The 22,406-nt window shown below is 65.3% G+C and carries 21 protein-coding genes; 7 read left to right on the top strand and 14 right to left on the bottom strand.

Annotated elements, in window-relative coordinates; genetic code table 11:
- Positions 1-98: 98 nt before the first annotated feature.
- Together AC1RQK_RS32465 and AC1RQK_RS32460 are read right to left on the bottom strand one after the other, a co-directional pair.
- The gene (locus AC1RQK_RS32465) at positions 99-497 is read right to left on the bottom strand and encodes a lysozyme inhibitor LprI family protein (protein WP_492375354.1); all 399 of its coding nucleotides are present in this window, start codon (positions 495-497) and stop codon (positions 99-101) included.
- 151 nt (positions 498-648) lie between these two features.
- Positions 649-969 (bottom strand): H-NS histone family protein, encoded by a 321-nt coding sequence (locus tag AC1RQK_RS32460; RefSeq protein ID WP_174426112.1) that lies wholly within the window; start codon positions 967-969, stop codon positions 649-651.
- Between the two features lie 511 nt (positions 970-1,480).
- Between AC1RQK_RS32460 and AC1RQK_RS32455 the strand changes: the two genes are divergently transcribed.
- The 4 genes from AC1RQK_RS32455 to AC1RQK_RS32440 all read left to right on the top strand — a co-directional run bounded on the left by AC1RQK_RS32455 (position 1,481) and on the right by AC1RQK_RS32440 (position 3,951).
- Entirely contained in the window at positions 1,481-1,615 is a 135-nt protein-coding gene (locus AC1RQK_RS32455; RefSeq protein WP_492813490.1) for a hypothetical protein, read from the top strand.
- Positions 1,616-2,043: 428 nt separating this feature from the next.
- Complete coding sequence (locus tag AC1RQK_RS32450; RefSeq protein WP_492375353.1) at positions 2,044-2,211, top strand: hypothetical protein; 168 nt, start codon at positions 2,044-2,046, stop codon at positions 2,209-2,211.
- 213 nt (positions 2,212-2,424) lie between these two features.
- Positions 2,425-3,375, top strand: a complete 951-nt coding sequence (locus AC1RQK_RS32445) for a LysR family transcriptional regulator (protein ID WP_492375352.1) — start codon at positions 2,425-2,427, stop codon at positions 3,373-3,375.
- 102 nt (positions 3,376-3,477) lie between these two features.
- Complete coding sequence (locus AC1RQK_RS32440) at positions 3,478-3,951, top strand: aminoacyl-tRNA deacylase (RefSeq protein WP_492813487.1); 474 nt, start codon at positions 3,478-3,480, stop codon at positions 3,949-3,951.
- A gap of 150 nt (positions 3,952-4,101) precedes the next feature.
- On the opposite strand, the gene AC1RQK_RS32435 is transcribed toward AC1RQK_RS32440, so the two are convergent.
- The 11 genes from AC1RQK_RS32435 to AC1RQK_RS32385 form a co-directional block, all read right to left on the bottom strand.
- Positions 4,102-5,103: a Bug family tripartite tricarboxylate transporter substrate binding protein gene (locus tag AC1RQK_RS32435; protein ID WP_492375351.1), complete on the bottom strand. Its 1,002-nt coding sequence runs from the start codon at positions 5,101-5,103 to the stop codon at positions 4,102-4,104.
- Between the two features lie 265 nt (positions 5,104-5,368).
- Entirely contained in the window at positions 5,369-6,622 is a 1,254-nt protein-coding gene (locus tag AC1RQK_RS32430; protein ID WP_492813485.1) for a Zn-dependent hydrolase, read from the bottom strand.
- A gap of 67 nt (positions 6,623-6,689) precedes the next feature.
- On the bottom strand, positions 6,690-7,763 hold the full coding sequence (locus AC1RQK_RS32425) for a histone deacetylase family protein (protein WP_492813483.1): 1,074 nt from the start codon (positions 7,761-7,763) through the stop codon (positions 6,690-6,692).
- Positions 7,764-7,783: 20 nt separating this feature from the next.
- On the bottom strand, positions 7,784-8,101 hold the full coding sequence (locus AC1RQK_RS32420) for a cupin domain-containing protein (protein WP_253928501.1): 318 nt from the start codon (positions 8,099-8,101) through the stop codon (positions 7,784-7,786).
- 40 nt (positions 8,102-8,141) lie between these two features.
- A complete protein-coding gene (locus AC1RQK_RS32415; RefSeq protein WP_492813481.1) occupies positions 8,142-9,608 on the bottom strand; it encodes an NAD-dependent succinate-semialdehyde dehydrogenase in 1,467 nt (488 codons plus the stop codon).
- Positions 9,609-9,676: 68 nt separating this feature from the next.
- On the bottom strand, positions 9,677-10,939 hold the full coding sequence (locus AC1RQK_RS32410; protein ID WP_492375348.1) for a 4-aminobutyrate--2-oxoglutarate transaminase: 1,263 nt from the start codon (positions 10,937-10,939) through the stop codon (positions 9,677-9,679).
- 66 nt (positions 10,940-11,005) lie between these two features.
- Positions 11,006-12,643, bottom strand: coding sequence for an ABC transporter ATP-binding protein (locus AC1RQK_RS32405; protein ID WP_416051234.1), 1,638 nt, complete (start codon positions 12,641-12,643; stop codon positions 11,006-11,008).
- Between the two features lie 19 nt (positions 12,644-12,662).
- The gene (locus AC1RQK_RS32400) at positions 12,663-13,502 is read right to left on the bottom strand and encodes an ABC transporter permease (protein ID WP_492813479.1); all 840 of its coding nucleotides are present in this window, start codon (positions 13,500-13,502) and stop codon (positions 12,663-12,665) included.
- Positions 13,499-14,503, bottom strand: coding sequence for an ABC transporter permease (locus tag AC1RQK_RS32395; RefSeq protein WP_492375345.1), 1,005 nt, complete (start codon positions 14,501-14,503; stop codon positions 13,499-13,501). Before AC1RQK_RS32395 ends, AC1RQK_RS32400 begins: the two co-directional genes overlap by 4 nt.
- A gap of 99 nt (positions 14,504-14,602) precedes the next feature.
- Positions 14,603-16,165, bottom strand: coding sequence for an ABC transporter substrate-binding protein (locus AC1RQK_RS32390; RefSeq protein ID WP_492375359.1), 1,563 nt, complete (start codon positions 16,163-16,165; stop codon positions 14,603-14,605).
- Between the two features lie 119 nt (positions 16,166-16,284).
- A complete protein-coding gene (locus tag AC1RQK_RS32385; protein ID WP_492813522.1) occupies positions 16,285-17,634 on the bottom strand; it encodes an ArgE/DapE family deacylase in 1,350 nt (449 codons plus the stop codon).
- Between the two features lie 195 nt (positions 17,635-17,829).
- Between AC1RQK_RS32385 and pdxR the strand changes: the two genes are divergently transcribed.
- From pdxR to AC1RQK_RS32370, 3 genes are all read left to right on the top strand, one after another.
- Positions 17,830-19,428, top strand: coding sequence for a MocR-like pyridoxine biosynthesis transcription factor PdxR (gene pdxR / locus AC1RQK_RS32380; protein ID WP_492375343.1), 1,599 nt, complete (start codon positions 17,830-17,832; stop codon positions 19,426-19,428).
- A gap of 56 nt (positions 19,429-19,484) precedes the next feature.
- Positions 19,485-20,516, top strand: coding sequence for an alpha/beta fold hydrolase (locus tag AC1RQK_RS32375; RefSeq protein WP_492813476.1), 1,032 nt, complete (start codon positions 19,485-19,487; stop codon positions 20,514-20,516).
- 104 nt (positions 20,517-20,620) lie between these two features.
- On the top strand, positions 20,621-22,051 hold the full coding sequence (locus AC1RQK_RS32370; protein WP_492813474.1) for an FAD-binding oxidoreductase: 1,431 nt from the start codon (positions 20,621-20,623) through the stop codon (positions 22,049-22,051).
- A gap of 39 nt (positions 22,052-22,090) precedes the next feature.
- Here the strand turns inward: AC1RQK_RS32370 and AC1RQK_RS32365 are convergent, their stop codons facing one another.
- A complete protein-coding gene (locus AC1RQK_RS32365; RefSeq protein WP_150986486.1) occupies positions 22,091-22,405 on the bottom strand; it encodes a HigA family addiction module antitoxin in 315 nt (104 codons plus the stop codon).
- Position 22,406 lies beyond the last annotated feature (1 nt).

Below are 22,406 nucleotides of genomic sequence, written 5' to 3'. Positions count from 1 at the left end.
ACAATCCCACAGGTCTTGAACAGAATGGATAATCCCTTTTGACAATAAGGATAAGAGCATAAAGAGGCATATTCTTGGTGCCGCTGGCCTCCTGCCGGCTAGCGCCCTGCCGCTTCGGCGGCGAAATCGCTAAGCTCCCGCGCCCGGTCCGCCGTCATCTGCATAAAACAGGCGGACGCGTTGACACCGGCGATCGTGCCGCCATCGGGATCGGCCTGGAAGCTGCAATTGGCGTCCCGGAACTTCAGCCAAGCGCGCTGGGCGTCGAGCAATGTTGCTTTCCTGGCAGGAGGCAGTGCCTGTTGAAGGCTTTTATAGGCGGCATTCAACGATTTATCCTGCCGCGCCGTCTCCGCCGCGATGCAGTCGTGCATGCCAGCGGTAGTGACATCCGGACGATCCATGCAGGCCCCGTATTGCTTTGACAACAATTTTTCATCCGCCTGCGCGGCAAAAGACGCGCAAAGCAGCAACGCGGAAAGCAGCGCTTTTTTCATATCGGGTCTGGGGTCTGGCAGGGGGGGAATTTGATGAGGAGCGCCATTGGCGTTGCGCAAGGCTTGCGCCAATGGCTTGCCGCAGTGCCCACAAAGGGGAAGCTAGCGCCGGCGGGGCCGGCGCCACTGCGTCATTGAGACAGCAATGCGATCAGGCTTCGGCGATCAGGAAGCGGGCACGGTTCTTACCCAGCCAACCCGGTGCGCGGCCACGGCCGGTCCAGGTGGCGCCAGTCTTGGGATCGCGATACTTCGCGGGCAGGGTGGACTTGGGCTTAGCCGCGGCGCCATTCGCGCTGGCTGCCGGGCGGCCCCGGCGGCGCTTCGGGGCGATGTCGTCTGCCGTCAGCTCATATTCCGCCATCAGGCCCTGGATCTGCGCAATAACGCCCGCCACTTCGCTGGCACGCATCTCGGCCAGCTTTGCTTCGAGCGCTTCCTTCTCTGCAATCAGCTGCTTGTAAGTTGCCATTTTGATTCTCCTGGAGCGGTGTTAATTCAATGATAGGGGAAAATTTGCTGGCATAGCCTACCACGTTTGATTAAAGAAAATCCAATCGCGTAAGAAGTTGATACAACCGACCAGATTTGCACAAGAATAGAAAACGCCGTGGACACGCCGAATGCGGGTGCGATTGGACGCCGGATCGCACGTGCGAAGCCTCCGCATTGCGGATCGCAATGCGGGTTCAGGTAATACCCTATATGCGGGATTTCTCTGCCATGCCATCGGCGCCATTGGATCCCCCCATTGCCCCCCCCCATTGGATCCCCCCATTGGCATGCGCCCTGACGGTGCATTCACCCGACAGCGCGATGACACAATATGACAACATTCCGAAAGGTTCCTGAAAGGCCATTGCCCCGCAGGCATGGAAGCCGCAATTCCCGTTCTGCCACAAAAAATGTACAGACAATGTGATAGAAAAGCCTGTCGGAGCGCGCCCGGCTTTGCCGTAATTGCCCCCAAACCGGATAATCGCATGGGCCTGAAGCTAAGCAATATCCACTTTTTAGCGCAAGCTCGCATGCATCCACGCCTGGACTCGATCCTGACTTGGATGCCTGGCATTCAAGCCCCATCCATCATTCAAAAACAGGAAATGGCAATCCGCTAGCGCGATGCAAGCCCCGGCGGACCGGCTCTCGCACGGCGTTTGATACGCTGCATTCGCGCTTGCGGAATCCAGTGTTCAATGTCATTCCAATAGGCGCTGGACCGCGCCGGACCGCATTGCACGCAAAGGCCGTGCGGATTTCTCCTTTCCTTACCGACCGGGCCGGTGATACCGTGCAAATCGCGCCATTCCAAAGTGAGCCGGCAACGCCAATTTTGGGGGAAACGCCGTGTCGCATAGTCCGGAGCAAATCCCTGAGACGCCGATAGCACCGCGCGAGTTCCGCCGCCGCGGTGCGCTGGCGCCGGGCCAGGCGCAACACCCCGGCGAATCCGTGTTCTACCCGCTCCTATCCGGCCTGGACGCTGTCGTGGCGCGCCTGGCGCTGGCTGGAATTCGCCACCAATTTCCGGCGCCTGGACCGGCGCATGCACAATCAATCGATGATCGCCGATCACCAGCGCACGGTGGTGAGCGAACGCAATATCGGCAACGGATATTTCTCCGCTGTAGTGGCAATCCGCTCCCCCGCACTGGAAGAAACCGTTGCTTGCGAAGATCATCGCTTCGACATCAGGGGACATCAGGGGGCATAAGGGAACATAAAGGGAATGCCTCGGCGCAATCCTTTGCGCATCGGCCTTTGACGCAATTGCGTTGTCTTGGCTTGCCCGTCTTTAGATGGCGTGCCGCCACCAGGAGCGGCCAGCATGGCTGGCTCACGCATTAGACGCGCGGCGGCTTGATAAACTGTTTGCCATGCCCGTCAACGCCAGCACGCTTTCACCCGAACAAGAGCAAGCCACCAAATGGACCTGAACGCCTTACGCCTTTTCGTGGACATCGTCGACGCCGGCAACCTCTCGGCTGCCGCGCGCAAGCTCAAGATGACCCGCGCCAACGTGAGCTACCACCTCAAGGCGCTGGAAGAAGCGCTGGGCGTGCAGCTGCTGCGCCGGACCACCCGGCACGTCGAGCCCACGCCCGTGGGCGCCGGCCTGTACGAGCACGGGCGCAACATCCTCGGTGAAGTGGCGGCGGCTAACGCGCTGATCAACAGCATGGGCAAGAGCCTGCATGGCCATGTGCGCTTGTCGGTGCCTACCGGGCTGGGGCACTCGATGCTTTCGCCGCTGCTGGTGAAGTTCAAGCACCGTTACCCCGACATCACCCTCGATGTGGTGTTCGACAACCGCATCCACAACCTGGTGTCCGAAGACGTGGAGGTGGCGCTGCGCATCATCTCCACGCCGCCGGACTCGGTGGTGGCGACCGAGATCGGCGCGGTCGAGTGGGTGGTATGCGGGTCTCCCGGCTACCTGGCCACGCAGCCGCCCCTGCGCGACCTGGCCGATCTCAAGGACCACGCCATCGTCTGCGCCTCGCCCATCGGCCAGAAGCTCAAGGCCTTTGGCACGCGCGGCACCGGCGGCGACGCCGTGCGCGAGCAAGTGGCGCTGGAGCCCACGTTGAGCTCGGAGAATTTCGCCTTCCTGAAGGACGGCGTGCTGGGCGACTTGGGCCTGGGCATCTTCCCGCTCTATGCCATCGGCGCGGAACTCGACGCGGGCACCCTGCTGCCCGTGCTGGCGGATTACCACATCAGCGTGTTCGGCAGCCGCCTCTACATGCTGACCATGCCCAACCGCTACCAGACCATGGCCACGCGCTACCTGCTGAACTTCCTCAAGACCGAACTGCAGGCCCTGTGGCCACAACCGCGCCGCTTGCCGCCCATGGATGCGCACGACGAAGCATGACACGCCGCGCATGGCACCCCGGCGCCAAAGGCACCGTCTATAGTAGGAAGCGCTAGGGTCCGTCGCGGCCCTGAGCGCAACGTACAGCGAAGGAGACGCATCATGGCCTTGGCTACCACCCTGGCAAATTGCCTCAACAGCAGGAACAGCCGTTTCGACACCATCCGCCATCCCTACACCCTCAGCAGCATGGCCACTGCGGAGGCAGCGCACGTTCCCGGAGATCGCCTGGCCAAGACCCTGTTGCTGGAGGATGACATCGGCTACGTAGCCGCGGTGATCCCGTCCAGCCATCACCTGAACCTGGCGGCCATCTGCGCGCAATCCGGGCGCACGCTGGTACTGGCCCACGAAGAGGAGATCCGCGAAGTCTTCAAGGATTGCGACCTGGGCGCCATCCCGCCGGTAGCCATGGCCTACGGCATGCACACCTACCTCGACGAAGCCCTGCTGGCCCAGCCCGAAGTGTTCTTCGAGGCCGGCGATCACCAACAACTCGTGCACATGAGCAGCGAACAGTTCGCCGACCTGATGGTCGGTGCCGAGCACGGGCGCTTCTCGCGCCACATGATGTAGCGGGCCGAAGCCGCCGAACGAGCCAAAACCGCGCGCCATGACGACGGCTGTCTCTCCCTCTCCCCTCATGGGGAGAGGGCCGGGGAGAGGGGTGGCTTAGCTAGGAGCCACTTGAAGCGAAGCCCGTGTTTTTGCCTCGCGCCGGCGGCCTTACTGCAGGCTGATCCCCGACTGCTTGACCAGCTTCTCCGTGCGCGGGATTTCCGCGCCTACCATGGCGTTGAAATCCGCCACCGAACCGCCGCGCGGCTCCGCGCCGGTTGCAGCGAGCCTCTCGCGAAAACCTTGATCCTTGAGCAGCTTGTTGATCGAGACATTCAACTTGGCAACCACCTCTGCTGGTGTGCCTTTCGGCGCGACAATCCCGTACCAGGGCGCGATATCGAAGCCCGGATAGCCCTGCTCGGCAATGGTGGGAATATCCGGCGCCATCGGCGAGCGCCTGGCATTGGAAACACCCAGCGCACGCAGCTTGCCCGCCTTCACATACGGCAACCCCGTCATGATGGTGTCGAAGTACATCGACACCTGTCCGGAAAGCAAGGCGGGAATCGCCTCGCCCGCGCCTTTGTACGGCACGTGGACGATATCGATGCCGGCCAGCGCCTTGAGCATCTCGCCTGCCATATGCGACGTGGTGCCCGCGCCAAACGACGCATAGGTCAGCTTGCCTGGATTGGCCTTGGCGTAAGCGATCATTTCCGGCAGCGTCTTGAAGGGCAGGCCGGGGCTGGCCAGCAGGATGTTCGGCGTGATGGCCACCACCGCGACCTTCTCGAAGGCGTCTGGATCGTAGCTGAGCTTCTTGTAGAGGAAGCGGTTGGTCACCATGGAAGCAGGCCCCGACATCAGCAAGGTGTAGCCGTCTCCAGGCGCGCGCGCGGCTGCCTCGCTTCCGATCATGGCCGCCGCGCCCGGCCGGTTTTCCACGACGAAGGTCTGGCCGTACTCGCGGCCCAGGCCGATGCCGAGCTGGCGCGTGATGAGATCGGTAGCGGAGCCGGCCTGGAACGGCACGACGATGCGCACGGGTTGGGTGGGCCAGTCGTGCGTGGATTGCGCCGATACAGGGGACGTGGCAAGTAAGCCGGTGGCCAGCATGGCCGCCAGCACGATGGCGCCGGTGCGGTGTTGGAGCAAACGGATGGACATGGGATTCCTTGCTTTTGCGGAAGTGAAGACGTGAACCGTCGTGGTGGCAGCGACGGGCGATGCGCTTGAATTGCAAGTGCTGTGCCATCCGGTTTGAGCCGGAAAGCCGGTCCGCGCGGACGCGGCTGGGCCACCCCCGCCGTTACCGTGGTGTTGGGTTGGCTAGCGCACCGCGATGGTCAGCGGGGCTTCGCGCCGCGGTGCATCCTGCTTGTGTGGCGCACTGGTTTGGACCGATCCGTGACGGCTCCGGGAACGTCGCGGATCAGCCGCTCACGCCACCAGCCTGTGCCACCATCGCGCCCAGCAGCACATTGGCGCCGGCTTCCAGGTGCTCGGGCTTGGCGTCTTCCACTTCGTTATGGCTGATGCCGTCCTTGCACGGGACAAAGATCATGGCGGTAGGCGCCACCGTGGCGATATACACCGCGTCGTGGCCAGCGCCGGTGACGATGTCCTGATGCGTGTAGCCCAGCGCCGCCGCCTGCTGGCGCACGTGGCCCACCAGTTCCGGCGCGAACGGCGTGGGCGGGAAATACTGCACGTCTTCGATCTGCACGCCGAGCGGGTTGCCCGTGGTCTTGCCTTGCGCGAGCGCGTCGCAGGCCGCGCGCAGGCGGGCGTCCATCTCGGCTAGCTTGCCGGCGTCCTGGTGGCGCAGGTCCACCGTGAACTTCACCGTGCCGGGAATCACATTGCGCGAGGCCGGATGGACATCGAGCACACCGACCGTGCCGCGCCCGTGCGGCGCGAAATCGTGCGCGATGCGCACCACCTCCTGCAGGATGAATGACGCGCCATACAGCGCATCCCGGCGCAGCGGCATCGGCGTGGGGCCGGCATGGGCTTCCATGCCGGTGACGGTCACGTCGTACCAGCGCAGGCCTAGCGAGCCGGTCACCACGCCGATCACGTTTTCGGCGTCCTCCAGCACCGGGCCCTGCTCGATATGCGCCTCAAAATACGCGCCAATCTCGCGGCCGCCCACTTCGGCGCTGCCGGCGTAGCCGATGGCATGCAGTTCATCGTCCACGCGCTTGCCGTCGTTGTCTGTCGCATCCAGCGCGGTCTGCAGCGGGAAGATGCCGGCGAACACGCCCGAGCCCATCATCACCGGCACAAAGCGCGTGCCTTCCTCGTTGGTCCAGATTGCCAGTTCCAGCGGCGCCTCGGTCTGCACGCCCTGGTCATTCAGGGTACGCATGACTTCCAGCCCGGCCAGCACACCAAAGCAGCCGTCGAACTTGCCGCCCGTGGGCTGCGTATCGATATGGCTGCCGGTCATCACGGGCGGCAGGCTGTCGTCGCGCCCGGCACGGCGGCCGAAGATATTGCCGACCTTGTCAACCGTGACGGTAAGCCCGACATCGCGCATCCAGCCAGTGACCAGGTCGCGCCCCTGGCCGTCGAGCGCGGTGAGCGCCAGGCGCGCATTGCCGCCGCGCGGCGTGGCGCCGATGCGCGCCAATGCCATCAAGGACTGCCAGAGGCGGTCGCCATCGATCTTCAGTGTCGTCATGTCGGCTCTCTTTGTTCAAGCGGAATCGGGTAGCGCATCGGGTAGCGCGAGGGTTGCGGCACGTGGCTCAGGCCGTGGCAGGCACGAGGCCCGACAGGAAGGAATCGAGCGCCGGACCGATGGCCTCGACCTCGTAGCCGCCTTCCTGCACCACCACCGTGGGCACGCCCAGCGCATTGATGCGCTCGCCGATGCCGCGATAGGCGTCCAGCCCCACGCGCAGCACGCTGATGGGATCGTGGATGTAGGTGTCGAAGCCCAGTGCCAGCACCAGTGCCTGCGGACGGTAGTCGCGCAGGGCATCGAGCGCGTTGTCGAGCGCGCCGAGAAAGCCGGCGTCCTCGGTGCCGTGCGGCAGCGGGAAGTTCAGGTTGTAGCCGTAGCCCGCGCCGTAGCCACGCTCGTTAGCGTAGCCGGTATAGAAGGGGTAGTACGCGCTCGGATCGGCGTGCAGGGAGATCGTCATCACGTCGGAGCGCTGGTAGAAGATCTGCTGCGTGCCATCGCCGTGGTGCGCGTCCACGTCGAGCACCGCCACCTTGTTGAAGCGCTTGAGCAAGGTCTCGGCGGCGATGGCTGCGTTGTTGACGTAGCAAAAGCCCACCGCGCGGTCGCTGTGCGCATGGTGGCCGGACGGGCGCGACAGCGAGTAGGCGATGCCTTGCCGGTCCTGCTGCTCGCACACGTACTCGGCGGCGGCCACGGCGCTGTGCGCGGAACGCAGGATGGAGCGCCAGCTCTGCGGCCCGAGCGGCGCGCTCAGGTCGCCGAGGTAATAGCCGGCCTGGGCAATGATGGAATCCGTCGGGCACGGCACGCGGCGCGGCTGGTCCACACGGCCGTTGTAGTAGGGCGAAAGATTGGGCAGCACTTCGATGCCCGGCTCGAACCCGGGCCGCGCCAGCGCCATCCAGCGCTCGTACGCATAACCAAGAAAATCGAGATACGCCGGGCTGTGCACGGCCTCCAGCGGCGCGCGGCCAAAGTCGGCCGGCTCAGCCAACGTGATGCCGCGCCCGGCCAGCGCGCGTTGCAGCGCGTGGGCCCGGGCGGGCACGTCGGTGGGTTCGCACAGGCGGCCCGCACGCATGAACTGGCGGGGCTGGTGCAGCAGTTGGTCATCCGAGAAGAAGGCGCGCATGATTGTTTTTTTGGTGAGACTCACGGTTTCCCGGCTGCGGGAGGCGGCGCAACTGGCTTGATCTCGATTTCCACGAACACGCATTCGCCTTCGTGCGCGTTGATCACGTTGTGCTCGACGCCCGCGCCACGGTAGTAGGCGTGGCCCGCCACGAGCTGGCTGACGACTTCGCCGGCCGGCGTCTCCAGCCGCAGCGCGCCGGTGGTCATCGGCACCACCACGTAGTCGTAGCCGTGGCGGTGATGCCCGGTCTGCGCGCCCGGCGCAAAGCGCCACTCGGTAACGACCACGCGATCATTGTCCACCTGCACGGTGGGTACGGCCTGGGGTCTGCTCATGGTGGGTTCTCCTGAAAACGCGTTGTGTTGTGCCGAGGGCTTAGCGGTCCACGCCGCCCATGCAGAGGTACTTGACCTCCAGGTATTCCTCGATGCCGTACGAGGAGCCTTCGCGGCCCACGCCGGATTGCTTGACGCCACCGAAAGGCGCCACCTCGTTGGAGATCAGGCCGGTGTTGATGCCCACCATGCCGTACTCCAGCGCCTCGGCCACGCGCCAGACGCGGCCAATGTCCCGGCTGAAGAAGTACGAGGCCAGGCCGAACTCGGTATCGTTGGCCATGTTGACCACTTCCTCGTCGCTGGTGAAGCGGAACAGCGGCGCGAGCGGGCCGAAGGTTTCCTGCTTCGCCACCACCATGTCCGGCGTGACGCCGGCCAGCACGGTGGGCTCGAAGAAGGTGCCGCCCAGGCTGTGGCGCTTGCCGCCCGTGAGTACGCGCGCGCCTTTGCCCAGGGCATCGGCAATGTGCTGCTCCACCTTGGCGACCGCGTCTTCATTGATCAGCGGGCCTTGCTGCACGCCGGACTCCAGGCCGTGGCCGACCTTGAGCGTCTTCACCGCGGCAACCAGCTTCTCGGCAAAGGCGTCGTACACCTTGTCATGCACGTAGAGGCGGTTGGCGCAGACGCAGGTCTGGCCGGCGTTGCGGTACTTGGACGCCATGGCGCCTTCCACGGCAGCGTCCAGGTCCGCGTCGTCGAACACGATGAAGGGTGCGTTGCCGCCGAGTTCCAGCGACAGCTTCTTGATGGTGGGCGCCGACTGGCGCATCAGGATGCGGCCGACTTCCGTGGAGCCGGTAAAGCTGAGCTTGCGCACCACCGGGCTGCCGGTCAGCTCGCCGCCGATCTCGATCGAGCTGGCGGCGTCGCCCGTCACCACGCTCAGCAGGCCGGCGGGCAGGCCAGCGCGTTCTGCCAGCAGCGCCAGCGCGAGCGCCGACAGCGGTGTGTCTTCCGCCGGCTTGAGCACCATGGCGCAACCCGCCGCCAGCGCCGGGCCGGCCTTGCGGGTGATCATGGCCAGCGGGAAATTCCACGGCGTGATGGCCGCGCACACGCCAACCGGTTCCTTGACCACCAGCAGGCGCTTGTCGGACGCGGGCGTGGCCAGCACGTCGCCGTGGACGCGCTTGGCTTGCTCGGCGAACCATTCCAGGAAGGAGGCGGCGTAGACGGCTTCCCCGCGCGCCTCGGCCAGTGGCTTGCCTTGCTCGGTGGTCATCAGCACGGCCAGGTCGTCGGCATTGGCCAGCATCAGGTCGTACCAGGCACGCAGCACCTGGGCACGCTCGCGGGCCGTCTTGCGGCGCCATGCGGCCTGCGCCACGCGGGCCGCCTCGATGGCGCGGGTGGTTTCCGCCGCGCCCATCAGCGGCACGGTGCCGATCAGCGAACCGTCGGCGGGGTTGGTCACGGGGAAGGTGGCGCCGCTGTCGGCGTTCTGCCACTGGCCGCCGATAAAGGCTTGCGAGCGCAGCAGGGTGGGGTCTTTGAGTTGCATGATCATTCTGACTCTCTATGTCTGTTCGTGGATGGCTTCGTGGATGGCTTCTTGGATGAATTTGCGGCTCAGCGCGTGAGCACATCGGCCAGGATATCCAGCCCTTCGTTCATCACCGCGTCGGAAATCGTCAGCGGGAACAGGAAGCGGATCACATTGCCGTACACGCCGCAGGACAGCAGCAGCAAGCCTTGCTCCAGCGCGCGGTTCTGCACCTCGCGCGTGAACTCCGCATCCGGCGCGCCGTCGGCGCGGCGGAATTCCACCGCCACCATCGCGCCCAGGCCACGGATCTCGGCGATCTGCGGCACGCGCGCCTTCAGGGTTTCCAGCCGCTCTACCAGGCGCTGGCCAAGTGCCGCGCCACGCGGGATCAACTGCTCGCCTTCCAGCACGTCCAGCACCGCCAGCGCCGAGGCCACGGCCAGCGGATTACCGGCATAGGTGCCGCCCAGGCCACCGGGCGCGGGGGCGTCCATCACCTCCGCGCGGCCACACACCGCCGACAGCGGCATGCCGCCGGCCAGGCTCTTGGCCATGGTGGTGAGATCAGGCGCCACGTCGTAGTGCTCCATGGCAAAGAGCTTGCCGGTACGGCCGAAGCCGGTCTGCACTTCATCGGCGACCAGCAGGATGCCGTGCTCGTCGCAGATCGCGCGCAGCGCCTTGACGAAGGCCGGCGGCGCCACGTTGAAGCCACCCTCGCCCTGCACCGGCTCGAAGATAATGGCGGCCACGCGCTTGGGATCCACGTCGGCCTTGAACAGGTGCTCCATCGCCTTGAGCGCGTCCTCCACCGACACGCCATGCAGCGCGCACGGGTACGGCGCGTGGAAGACCTCGCCGGGGAACGGGCCAAAGCCCACCTTGTACGGCACCACCTTGCCGGTCAGCGCCATGCCCATCATGGTGCGGCCGTGGAAGCCGCCGGAGAAGGCGATCACGCCCGGGCGGCCGGTCGCGGCGCGGGCGATCTTGATGGCGTTCTCCACCGCCTCGGCGCCGGTAGTGAAGAACGCCGTCTTCTTGGCGCTGCGGCCTGGCGCGCGCTGGTTGATCCGCTCGGCCAGCTCGATATAGCTGGCATACGGCACGATCTGGTAGGCGGTGTGCGTGAAGCGCTCAAGCTGGCGTTGTATGGCTTCGACCAGGCGCGGGTGGCGGTGGCCGGTGTTGAGCACGGCGATGCCGGCGGCGAAGTCGATATAGCGCTTGCCTTCCACATCCCAGATCTCCGAATTCTCGGCACGCTCGGCGTAGAAGTTGCACATCACGCCAACGCCACGGGGTGTGGCGGCATCCTTGCGGCGAACCAGTTCGGCATTCTTCATCTGTTGCTCCATCTTTGATATCGGTTGTGCTGTCGGGGTTGTGCTGTCGGGGTTGTGCGGTTGAGTTCAGGCCGCGGCGCGGATCAGGGCCGGGTCCCACTCCTTGCCGGGAATCGCGGCAATCAGCCGCTGCGTGTAGGCATGCTGCGGCGCGTCGAAGATCTGGTCGGGCGGGCCGGACTCCACCACGCGGCCTTTGTGCATCACGATCACGTGGTGGCAGATCTGCGCGGCCACGCGCAGGTCGTGGGTGATAAAGATCAGGCCGATGTTCAGGCGCTTCTGCAGGTCGGCCAGCAGTTGCAATACCTGCGCCTGCACCGAGACATCCAGCGCGGAGACGGACTCGTCCGCCACCAGCAACTTGGGATCCAGCGCTAGCGCGCGCGCAATGCCGATGCGCTGGCGCTGCCCCCCGGAGAACTGGTTGGGATAGCGGTCGAACGCGGAAGGCTCCAGGCCCACCAGCTGCAGCAGCTCGCGAGCGCGCGCCTGCGCCTGCGCCAGCGGCACGCCATTGGCGACAGGCCCATCGGTGATGATGCGGCCCACCGTATGGCGCGGGTTCAGCGAGGCGAACGGATCCTGGAAGATCATCTGCACATCGCTGCGCAGCGGGCGGAACTGGCGCTCCGTCAGCCGGGCGATGTCCTGGCCATCGAACAGCAGCTCGCCGCCGTCGATGTCGGTCAGCTTCAGCAGGCATTTGCCGATGGTGGACTTGCCCGAGCCGGATTCGCCAACGATGCCGAGCGTCTGCCCGCGCCGCACGCTGAAGCTCACGCCGTCCACGGCGTTGACCACACGCTTCTTGCTGAACAGGCCACCACCGGAGGAATACGTCTTGCGCAGGTCGCGCACTTCCAGCACCGTCTCGGCCGCCTGCTGGTCGCGCGCCTTGGCGCGGCCATGCGGCACGGCGCTGATCAGCCGCCGCGTATAGGGATGCTGCGGATGGTTGAGCACCTGCTGCACCGGGCCTACCTCCACCAGCACGCCCCGCTCCATCACCGCCACGCGGTCGGCGATTTCCGCCACCACGCCAAAATCGTGCGTGACGAACATCACGCCCATGCCCTTGTCCGCCTGGATGCGCTTGATCAGCGCCAGGATCTGGGCCTGCGTGGTCACGTCCAGGGCAGTGGTCGGCTCGTCGGCGATCAGCAGCGCCGGCTCCAGCGCGAGCGCCATGGCGATCACCACGCGCTGGCGCTGCCCGCCCGACAGGCGGAACGGATAGCTGTGGATCAGCGTGGCCGGATCGGGCAGGCCGACGAACTCCAGCAGTTCCAGCACGCGCTTTGTCCTCGCCTCGCCGGGGTAGGCGTCGTGCACGCGCATGACCTCGGCAATCTGGTCGCCCACCGTCATCACGGGGTTAAGCGCCGACAGCGGCTCCTGGAACACCATGGCCATGGCCTTGCCGCGCATGGACAGCAAGGTCTGCTCATCCTGCGTGAGCAAGTCCTTGCCCTGGAACAGGATCTGGCCGCCCTGCGGCTTCAGGTACGGCGGCAGCAGGCCCATGATGGCGTTGGCGCTCATCGACTTTCCCGAGCCGGATTCTCCGACGATGCAGAGAATCTCGCCGGCGTGCAGGTCATAGCTGACGTCCTTCACCGCGTGCGCACGGTCACCGCCCGTAGGCAGCGCAATGGTGAGGTCGCGCACGGATAGCAGCGGTAGCTTGTCTTGTGCTTGCATGGTGGCGTCTTCCTTGTCGTTACTCGCCACGGCGGCGCAGTTGCGGGTTCATGGCGTCGTTCAGGCCTTCGCCGATCAGATTGATGGACAGCACCGTCAGCAGGATGGCCACGCCGGGCCACACGCTCATCCACCAGGCCTCGCGGATCATGGTGCGGGCCGCGCCGATCATGAAGCCCCAGCTCATCATGTTGCGGTCGCCCAGGCCCAGGAAGGACAACGCGGACTCCGTCAGGATTGCCGTGGCCACCATGAAGGAGGCCGACACGATGATGGGCGACATGGCGTTGGGCAGGATCTGCGTGAGGATGATACGCAGCGGCTTCTGCCCGATCACCACCGCAGCCTGCACGAACTCGCGCTGCTTGAGCGTGAGGAACTCGCCGCGCACCAGGCGCGCCACCGGCGGCCAGGACACCACCGAGATGGCGGCGACGATGGAGTAGATGGTGGGATTGAAGATCGCCACGATCACCACCGCCATCGCCAGCTGCGGGATGGTCTGGAAGAACTCGGTAAAGCGCATCAGCGCGTCGTCGATGCGTCCGCCGCAATAGCCGGCCACCGACCCGATCAGGATGCCGAACACCAGCGCCACGCCGGTGGAGATCACGCCCACCAGCAGCGAGACGCGCGCGCCGTACAGCATGCCAGCGGTGATGTCGCGCCCGAGCATGTCGGTGCCAAAGGGAAACGCCGCGTCGGCAAACGGACGCACCAGCGGATCGCCCACCATCAGCCACGGCGACTCCTCGTACAGCACCGGCGCCAGCAGCGCCACGGCGACCACCAGCAGCAGCACGATCAGGCCGATCACGGCGCCGTAGTTGCGGCAATAACGTTGTGCGAAGGCTTTCATGCCGTGGCTCCCTTGCCGCCCACCGAGATGCGGGGGTCGATGAAGCGGTAGACGATGTCGGTCACCAGGTTGAAGAACACAACCAGCGCCGAGGTGACGAAGAAGATGCCAAGCAGCAGCTGGTAGTCACGTTGCAGCAGGGCGTCGAACATCAGCCGGCCAATGCCCGGCCAGGAGAACACGGTTTCGGTCAGCACCGCGCCGCCTGCCATCTGGCCGAGCTGGATGCCGGCAAAGGTAATGACCGGCAGCAGCGCGTTGCGCAGCACGTGCACGCGGATCACGCGTCCAGCAGGCACGCCCTTGGCGCGCGCGGTCTTGACGAAGTCCATGCCCATGACTTCCAGCATCGAGGCGCGGGTCAGGCGCACGTACACCGCCATGAAGAAGCAGCCGAGCGAGATGGTGGGCAAGATCATGTGCAGCGCCACATCCTGGATGCGCGCCAGGCCGGTATAGCCTGCGCCGATGGTTTCCATGCCAAACGCCGGCAGCCAGCCCAGCACCACCGAGAACAGGATGATGGCCATCAGCGAGAGCCAGAACAGCGGCGTGGCGTACAACAGCAGCGCCGCGGACATCACCGCGCTGTCGATCCAGCGCCGCTTGTTCTCATAGCGCGTGCGCGCCGAGATCACGCCGAGAAACACGCCAAGCACGAGGGAAAAGACAAAGGCACCGCTCATCAGCACGATGGTGGCGGGCAGCCGGTCCAGGATCAGGTCGAGCACCGGCAGGTGATTGCGATACGAGTAGCCAAGATCGAGCTTGGCCACGCCCTTGAGATAGATGCCAAGCTGCGTGAGCACCGGCTGGTCCAGCCCGAACTGCTGACGCAACTGGCCAACGAACGCGGCATCGCCCGCGCCGGCCTCGCCCGCCAGCACGGTGGCGGGGTCGCCAGGCGCCATGCGGATCAGGAAGAAATTGATGACGACCACGCCGAGGACGACCACGAGGGCCTTCCACAGTCGGGATAGCAGGAAAGAGAGGAAATTCACGGCATGCTCCACGCACGCGCCGGGCGGATGGCCCGGCGCGTGAACTGACTGGCGACTTGCTACCTGGGTAGCGGCGTACTCTGGCGTACTCTGGCGTACTCAGTTCTTCTCGATGGAAACGTTGTCGAACGACTCGTTCAGGCCGATGGCAGTGGTCACGAGGTTCTTGACGTTCTTGCGGTACAGCGTGGGGAACTCCAGCTCGAACAGGTTGCCCGCGGCCACTTCCGTCATCAGGATCTTCTGCACCTGGCTGTAGAGCTTCTGACGCTCGGCCGGGTCCATGGTGACGCTGGCCTTGGCCCAGAGTTCATCGGCCTGCGGATTGCTGTATCCCTGCACATTGGCGAACGGCGTGCCCTTGACGATGTTCTTGGTCACGTAGAGCCGCTCCACGCCCAGCGCCGGATCCCCGTACTGGTAGGTGTAGGTGGCGGTCAGGTCGAAGTCCCAGTTGCTGACGCGGGCGGACCAGGTACCGGCATCGGCGGACTCGATGCTGACCTTGAAGCCAAGCTGTTCCAGCATCTGCTTCATGTACTCGTCAAGCCGGTCCCAGTTGGCGCCATAGGATGACGACAGGATCTTGACCGGGTACTGGCCCACGTTGACGCCGGATTCCTTGATCAGCTCGCGCGCCTTCTTCAGGTTGAAGTCATAGACGGGTGTGGTCTTGTCGAAGAACAGCGTGGCGGAGGCGAACGGGCTGACCGCCGGCTTGCCCATGCCGAAGAAGATGTTGTCCACGATCATCTTGCGGTTGAGCGCGTGCATCACCGCCTCGCGTACCTTGACGTTGTTGAACGGCGGCTTGCGCATGTTCATCAACAGGTTCGACATCGGCGAGAACAGCTCCCAGCCCTTGGTGGTGTATTCCACATTGGGCAACGCGCGCAGGCGCTTCACGTCCACGTTGTCCACGTCGCCGCCGCGCAGCACCTGCACGTCGCCCTTCTCGAAGGCCACCGCGCGCGAGGCCGAGTCCGGGATCACGTAGAACACCAGTTCATCCAGGTAGGGCTTGCCCTTCTTCCAGTAGTTGGGGTTCTTGGCCAGCTTGATATAGGCGCCCTTCTTCCATTCCTTGAACATGAAGGGGCCGGTGCCGACAGGCTTCTGGTTGGCCGGGTTGTTGCGGTAGTCCGTGCCGTCGTAGATGTGCTTGGGCATCATCGGCATGGTGCCGGTCTCGAACATCGAGATAAACGGCGGGAACGCTTCCTTGAGTTTGATCTCGACCGTGCCGTCGTTCACGGCGCGGATCGATTCCATGTACTTGTTCAGCACGGCGCGCGTACGAACATGCACTTCGCGCAGCATCTTGTCGATCGAGAACACCACGTCGGCGGAAGTGAAGGGCTTGCCGTCATGCCACTTCACGCCACTCTGCAGCTCGAACGTGTAGGTCAGGCCATCAGGCGAGATCTTCCACGACTTGGCCAGCTCCGGGCGCGGCTTGAGGTCGGGGCCGTAGGTGAGCAGGCCCTGGTAGATCTTGCCGGCGACATATTGCGTGGGCGCCTGCGAGTTCATCGCGCTGATCAGGATCGGCGGCTCGGGTTGCACGATGCCGGACAAGGTGCCGCCAACGGTCTGCGCAACCGCGTTGCCCGCGGGCAACAGTGCCGGTGCCAGGGCCAGGCCGGCGGTTGCCAGCGCCATCGACACCAGGCTTTTACCAAAGCTCTTTTTCAGGTGTTGGGTGAGGTGTTTCATCGGTCAGTTTCCTGTGGTGGTGATCGTGATCTGCGAATACGCGAAGACGATTTGCTGCGTGGACTTCAAGCGCTGACCGGCTCTACGCCGCACCAGTCGTGCATGAACTGTGCAAGCGTGGTGGCAACGCGCACCATGCTCTGGATGGAAACCGACTCGTCGATGCCATGGATGTTGCGGGCCTGCGGGCCGTAGCAGGTCACCGGCGTTTCCAGCATCAGGCGGAAATGCCGCGCGTCGGTGGTAGCGGTGGTGGCTTCGCGCCGCACCTCTTCGCCATTGACCTTGCGGTGGGCTTCGCCAAGCGCCTGCATGCTGGGCACATCGAGATCGAACTCGCAGCCCGGGGCGTGGAAACCTTCGTAGCGCAGATCGAGCGTGAGGTTGCTGGCCAGGCGCTCCAGCGTGCCGCGCACGCAGGCTTCGACGCGCGCCTTGGCATCGGTCACGCTCATGGTCGGGTAGAAGCCGATGCGAATGCCGAGCGTGCAGGTGCAGGGCACCGACGAGTTCCATTCGCCGCCCTGGATCTGGCCGAGGTTGAAGTTGATCGGGTGCGCGTGGTCGCGGTACACGGCGGGGCGGTTTTCCGGCAGGTTCCATTCGGCCTCGAGCTTGCGCAGGTCGGCCATCACCTCGATGCCGGCCTCCACCGGGTTCACGCCGGTGGTCATGTAGGCGGCATGCGCCGGGCGGCCGGTGAGTTCGACGAACATCCAGAACACGCCCATCTGCGCGCTCATCAGGCTCTCGCCCAGCGGTTCGGGAATCACCACGGTGTCGAACGAGGCCAGCTTGCCGGCGCCCACCGCGCTGGCGAGCGCGGCCACGGTCGCCAGCGCGCCGTTGCCGGTGTTCTCTTCTTCGAGCACGGCATTGAAGCCGACCGCGCCGGCGGGCTGCACGCCGAGATCTTTCAGCGCCTTATAGGCGGCGAGCGTGCAGATGATGCCGGCCTTCATGTCGCCCGCGCCGCGGCCGAACAGCCAGCCGTCCTCGACAAACGGCGCATACGGCGACTGGCGCCACATCGACTCCGGGCCGGTGGGGACCACGTCCAGGTGGCCGTTGAACAGCACGGAGCGGCCGCCCTTCGTCGCCGGGCGATGCGTAGCCAGCAGGTTATAGCGTCCGCCGTCCGGACAGCATGGCGGTGAGAACAGCGGCAGATCCTTCAACGTCTCGCTGCGCAGGTAGATGCGCTCCGGCTCCAGGCCCAGCTCGCGCAGCGCGCCCTCCATGAACGCCACGGCCGGCTGTTCCTGCCCGGAGGGGCTGGGTGCCGCCACGAATTCCGACAACGTACGCACCATGTACGGCTCGAGCGCGCGCACGGCGGCGGCGATGGCATCGGTGGAAAGCGCGGGGGTGGCGGGGATAGAGGGCGTAGAGGACGTAGAGGACGTAGAGGGCATAGCGGTGGGACGTTGCATAAGTGGCTCCACTGGCTGTCCGGTGCGCGCGCTTGGAACGTGCCCGGAGAGGATCGAATCGGCCTGATTGGCAAAACGTCGTTGAGAAAAACGACGATCGAAACAAGATGTGTCGAAACTTAGCCGATCATTGGTACCATACATAGATCCATATTTTTCTTTTCGCGCGGGGCCACTTTGAAAGAGACGATTTTGTCGGAGCTGCTGCTGCAGCGTCTGGAGCGGCCCGCGGATGGTGCGGCGGACAAAAACGGCGCGCATATGAACCGCCAGCTCTACGAGATCATTCGGCAGGAAATCCTTGCTGGGTCTTTGGTTGCGGGTAGCAAGCTGCCTGCGTCGCGCCTGCTTGCGAAGGAGATAGGGGTTTCCCGCAATACCGTGCTTTACGCATTTGAGCAGCTGCTGGCAGAGGGCTATGTCACCGCGGCCAGCGGAAGTGGCACCTTCGTGTCGCAGAGTTTTCCCGACCATAGTGCATTGCACAACGTTAGGGCGCAAAGTGGCACCATGCCGGTGCTCGCGGCGCAGCAAAATCCGAATCGCTTCACGCTTTCGCGGCGGGGGCAACATCTGGTGTCGCATTCCGGTGCGTCGGATCGCCAATGGGGTGCGTTCGTCTCCGGCGTACCCGACGTTTCGTTGTTTCCGCACGCGGTCTGGGCACGGTTGCTGAACAAGCACTGGCGCGCCCCCAAGCCCGAGCTACTGACGTATGCGCACAACGGTGGCTACCTGCCGCTGCGCCGCGTGCTGGCCGAGCACCTGCGGCTGGTGCGCTCGGTGCGCTGCGAGCCGGAGCAGATCATCCTGACCACCGGCATCCACCAGGCCATCGACCTCATCGCGCGGCTGCTGGGCGATGTCGGCGACAAGGCCTGGATGGAAGACCCCGGCTACTGGGGCACGCGCAGCCTGCTCAACAGCGCCGGCATCGAAACCATCCCCGTGCCGGTGGATAGCGAAGGCCTTGCCCCGGATGCGGCCACGCTGCAGAACCCGCCGCGTTTTATCTTTGCCACGCCGTCACACCAATACCCGCTGGGCATGGTGATGAGCTTGTCGCGCCGGCGCATGCTGCTGGAATACGCGCGCCAGCGCGGCGCGTGGATCGTGGAGGACGACTACGACAGCGAATTCCGCTTCGAGGGCCGCCCGCTTGCCTCGCTGCAGGGGCTGGATGACCATGACCGCGTGATCTACATGGGCACGTTTTCCAAGACGCTGTTCCCCGGTCTGCGCATGGGCTTCATGGTGCTGCCCAAGCCGCTGGCGCCGCATTTCGCAACCGGGCTGTCGGAGCTGTTCCGCGAGGGGCAGCTGGTGCAGCAGGCGGTGCTGGCCGACTTTATCGAGGAGGGGCATTACGCCACGCATATCCGCCGCATGCGCCAGCGCTACGCGCAACGCCAGGGGCTGCTGCGCGAGGCCATTGCCACGCGCCTGGGCGCGGACTGGCCCACCTCCACGCATGAAGCCGGGCTGCATATGGTGATCCACCTGCCGCCGGGCGCCGACGACCTCGGCATCAGCATGGCGGCGCGTACCCAGGGCTTGTCGACGCGGCCGCTGTCGCGCTATTTCGCGGACCCCGCGCGGGCGACCAACCAGGGCTTGCTGCTGGGGTATGCCTGCGTGCCGGACGACGAGATCGCGCCGGCCTTCCACAAGCTCGCGGAAGTGATCGAACCCGCGCTGGAGCATCTGGCACGCACGCAGGCGCCGCGCCGCGCGCCGGTGGCGGGGATCAACCGGGAAGCCTGGAGCGGTGCTTGAGTGTGATGACGCGAGTGCGGGCACAATAGCCGCCATCCCTACCTGGAGCTGCTGACATGACCGTCGACAAAGACTACGCGCTGTTCGATGCCGGCACCGTGACGCTGCAATCCGGCCAGGCCTTCCCCGGCATGCAGCTGGCCTACAAGACCTTCGGCACGCTCAACGCCCGCAAGGACAACGTGATCGTCTACCCGACCTCGTTCAGCGCGCAGCACTACGACACCGAATGGCTGGTCGCACCTAGCGGGGTGCTGGATCCGGAACGCTACTTCGTCATCATCCCGAACCTGTTTGGCAACGGCCTGTCGGCGTCGCCGTCGAATGCCGCGGCACGGTTCGCCCCGGGCGCCTACCCCTGCGTGACCTACCACGACGCCGTGGCGGTGCAGCGCAGGCTGCTGCAGGAGGTGTTCGGCATCGAGAAGATCGCCCTGGTGTACGGCTGGTCGATGGGCGGCATGCAGGCCTACCACTGGGGCGCCTGCCATGCGGACATGGTCGAGCGGATCGCCGTGGTCTGCGGCAGCGCGCGATGCTCCCCGTTCAACCAGGTCTTCCTCGAAGGCGTCAGGGCCGCGCTCACTGCCGATCCGGCATTCAAGGACGGCCGCTTCACCGAGGCGCCGCGCGCGGGGTACCGCGCCATGGGCCGGGTGTACGCCGGCTGGGCGCTGTCGCATGCGTTCTACCGCGACGAATTGTGGCGGCAATCGGGCTTTGCCTCGCTGGAGGATTTCCTGGCGAAGACCTGGGACGTCAACTTTTCGCGCCGTGACGCCAACGATCTGCTGGCGCAACTGTGGACGTGGCAAAACGGCGATATCAGCCGCTGCGATGCCTTCGGCGGCGACCTTGACCGCGCGCTGGCGGCGATCCGGGCGCACGTGCTGCTGATGCCCGGCCAGACCGATGCTTACTTCCAGGCCCAGGACAACGCCGCGGAAATCGGCAAGCTCACCGGAGCCCGCACTGCCACGCTGCGGCCGATTCCCTCGGACTACGGGCACCGAGCCGGGAACCCGCACAGCATCCCGGCCGATCGCGCCTTCCTGGCCCAGGCGATCTCGGCGTTCATGGCGCAATGAGCCCCATTGCGGCGATGGTGCCATCGTCACCGGCCCGATTGGCCCTTAACGCTGTGCCCATCCTCCCATAGCATTAACACCCTTCTCCTTCACACACACCGCACATGGCAAGCCCCGCTCCCCAATCCGCTCCGTCCTCCGCCCTGCTCAGGGAACTCGCCACGCTGCTGGACGCGCCCGGGCTGCAAACCGGCGACGCCATCGAGACCCGCTTTCGCAAGGACTGGTACGCGCCGCTCGGCGCGGTGCCGCCGCTGGCGGTGGTGCGCCCGCGCAATACGGAAGACGTGGCCGCCGTGCTGGCGCTATGCCATCGGCTGCGCCAGCCCGTGGTGCCGCAAGGCGGGCTGACCGGCCTGGCCGGCGCCGCCACGCCCGAAGGCGGCGAGGTGGTGCTTTCGCTGGAGCGCATGCGCGGCGTGGAAGAGATCGATGCGCAGGCCGGCACCATGACCGTGATGGCCGGCACCACGCTGCAGGCGGCGCAGGAAGCGGCGCGCGCGGCCGGCTGGCTGCTGGCGGTGGACCTGGGCGCGCGCGGCAGCTGCCAGATTGGCGGCAATATCGCCACCAACGCGGGCGGCAACCGCGTGATCCGCTACGGCATGATGCGCGACCAGGTGCTGGGGCTGGAAGCCGTGCTGGCCGATGGCACGGTGGTGTCGTCGCTCAACAAGATGCAAAAGAACAATGCCGGCTACGACGTGCGCCAGCTGTTTATCGGCAGCGAAGGCACCCTGGGCGTGATCACCCGCGCCGTGCTGCGTCTGGCACCGCTGCCCAGCGCCACGCAAACGGCGCTGTGCGCGCTCGAAACCTACGATGACGTGGTGCGCCTGCTGCGCCATGCGCAGCGCAAGCTCTCGGGGCGGCTGTCAGCCTTTGAAGTCATGTGGGCGGATTTCTACGGGCTGGTGACCACGCGCGTGCCCGGCGTGCGCGCGCCGCTGCCCGCCGGCCATCCCTTCTACGTGCTGCTCGACCTGCAAGGCAACGACGCCGCGCAGGATGCGCCGGTCTTTGAAGGCATGCTGGAATCCGCGATGGAAGCCGGCCTGATCCAGGACGCGGCGGTCGCCTCCAGCCACAAGGAAGCGCAGAGCTTCTGGCAACTGCGCGATGCGGTGGCCGAATTCCCGGTGATGTGGTCGCCCAATGCCGCCTATGACATCAGCCTGCCGATCGGCCGCATCGGTGAATTCGCCGAGACGCTGCGCGCCCGCTTGCTGGCGGTGTGGCCGCATGCCGAGCCGGTCAATTTCGGCCACGTGGGCGACAGCAACCTGCACGTCAGCGTGTACCTGCCCGGCGCCACCGACCACGACTTCCCCGAGCATGAGATTTCCGATGTGATGTACGGCGTGGTGCAGGAGTTCAAGGGCAGCGTCTCCGCCGAGCACGGCATCGGCTTTCACAAGAAGCCCTACCTGCACTGCTCGCGCACGCCGGAGGAGCTGGGATTGATGCGCTTGCTCAAGCGCTCGCTGGACCCGCACAACATCCTCAGCCCAGGGCGGGTGTTTGATCTTGCGTGAGCGCAGCAAGAAGCCCGCCTGAAAGGCGGGAAAATGTCATCAAGCCGCTTCCAGGTCGCGTGGCGCGATCTGGGCCGCGATCTCCTTGCCGTGTTCGCGCTGAGCCACTTTCAGGTCATAAGACTGCTGCAGGTTGAGCCAGGACTCGGCGTCGCCGCCAAAGTAGCGAGCCAGCCGCATGGCGGTGTCCGGCGTAATGCCCCGGCGCTCGCGCACGATGTCGTTGATGCGAGCCGCGGTGACATGCAGCGCCACGGCGAGCGCATTGGCGCTCATGCCAAGCGGGACGAGAAACTCCTCGCGGAGGATTTCGCCGGGATGGACCGGTCGCATACCGTTATGGAAGCGGGCCATG

This window comes from Cupriavidus sp. GW822-FHT02D05, from assembly GCF_058802485.1.
Note: the sequence above shows the minus strand (reverse complement) of the source record. Positions and strands in the feature narration are given on the sequence as shown.

Bases quoted from the DNA above. Each gene is read 5' to 3' on its own strand.
- AC1RQK_RS32465 (WP_492375354.1), bottom strand. From the start codon at position 497: ATGAAAAAAGCGCTGCTTTCCGCGTTGCTGCTTTGCGCGTCTTTTGCC.
- AC1RQK_RS32460 (WP_174426112.1), bottom strand. From the start codon at position 969: ATGGCAACTTACAAGCAGCTGATTGCAGAGAAGGAAGCGCTCGAAGCA.
- AC1RQK_RS32455 (WP_492813490.1), top strand. From the start codon at position 1,481: ATGGGCCTGAAGCTAAGCAATATCCACTTTTTAGCGCAAGCTCGCATG.
- AC1RQK_RS32450 (WP_492375353.1), top strand. From the start codon at position 2,044: ATGCACAATCAATCGATGATCGCCGATCACCAGCGCACGGTGGTGAGC.
- AC1RQK_RS32445 (WP_492375352.1), top strand. From the start codon at position 2,425: ATGGACCTGAACGCCTTACGCCTTTTCGTGGACATCGTCGACGCCGGC.
- AC1RQK_RS32440 (WP_492813487.1), top strand. From the start codon at position 3,478: ATGGCCTTGGCTACCACCCTGGCAAATTGCCTCAACAGCAGGAACAGC.
- AC1RQK_RS32435 (WP_492375351.1), bottom strand. From the start codon at position 5,103: ATGTCCATCCGTTTGCTCCAACACCGCACCGGCGCCATCGTGCTGGCG.
- AC1RQK_RS32430 (WP_492813485.1), bottom strand. From the start codon at position 6,622: ATGACGACACTGAAGATCGATGGCGACCGCCTCTGGCAGTCCTTGATG.
- AC1RQK_RS32425 (WP_492813483.1), bottom strand. From the start codon at position 7,763: ATGCGCGCCTTCTTCTCGGATGACCAACTGCTGCACCAGCCCCGCCAG.
- AC1RQK_RS32420 (WP_253928501.1), bottom strand. From the start codon at position 8,101: ATGAGCAGACCCCAGGCCGTACCCACCGTGCAGGTGGACAATGATCGC.
- AC1RQK_RS32415 (WP_492813481.1), bottom strand. From the start codon at position 9,608: ATGCAACTCAAAGACCCCACCCTGCTGCGCTCGCAAGCCTTTATCGGC.
- AC1RQK_RS32410 (WP_492375348.1), bottom strand. From the start codon at position 10,939: ATGAAGAATGCCGAACTGGTTCGCCGCAAGGATGCCGCCACACCCCGT.
- AC1RQK_RS32405 (WP_416051234.1), bottom strand. From the start codon at position 12,643: ATGCAAGCACAAGACAAGCTACCGCTGCTATCCGTGCGCGACCTCACC.
- AC1RQK_RS32400 (WP_492813479.1), bottom strand. From the start codon at position 13,502: ATGAAAGCCTTCGCACAACGTTATTGCCGCAACTACGGCGCCGTGATC.
- AC1RQK_RS32390 (WP_492375359.1), bottom strand. From the start codon at position 16,165: ATGGCGCTGGCAACCGCCGGCCTGGCCCTGGCACCGGCACTGTTGCCC.
- AC1RQK_RS32385 (WP_492813522.1), bottom strand. From the start codon at position 17,634: ATGCCCTCTACGTCCTCTACGTCCTCTACGCCCTCTATCCCCGCCACC.
- AC1RQK_RS32375 (WP_492813476.1), top strand. From the start codon at position 19,485: ATGACCGTCGACAAAGACTACGCGCTGTTCGATGCCGGCACCGTGACG.
- AC1RQK_RS32370 (WP_492813474.1), top strand. From the start codon at position 20,621: ATGGCAAGCCCCGCTCCCCAATCCGCTCCGTCCTCCGCCCTGCTCAGG.
- AC1RQK_RS32365 (WP_150986486.1), bottom strand. From the start codon at position 22,405: ATGGCCCGCTTCCATAACGGTATGCGACCGGTCCATCCCGGCGAAATC.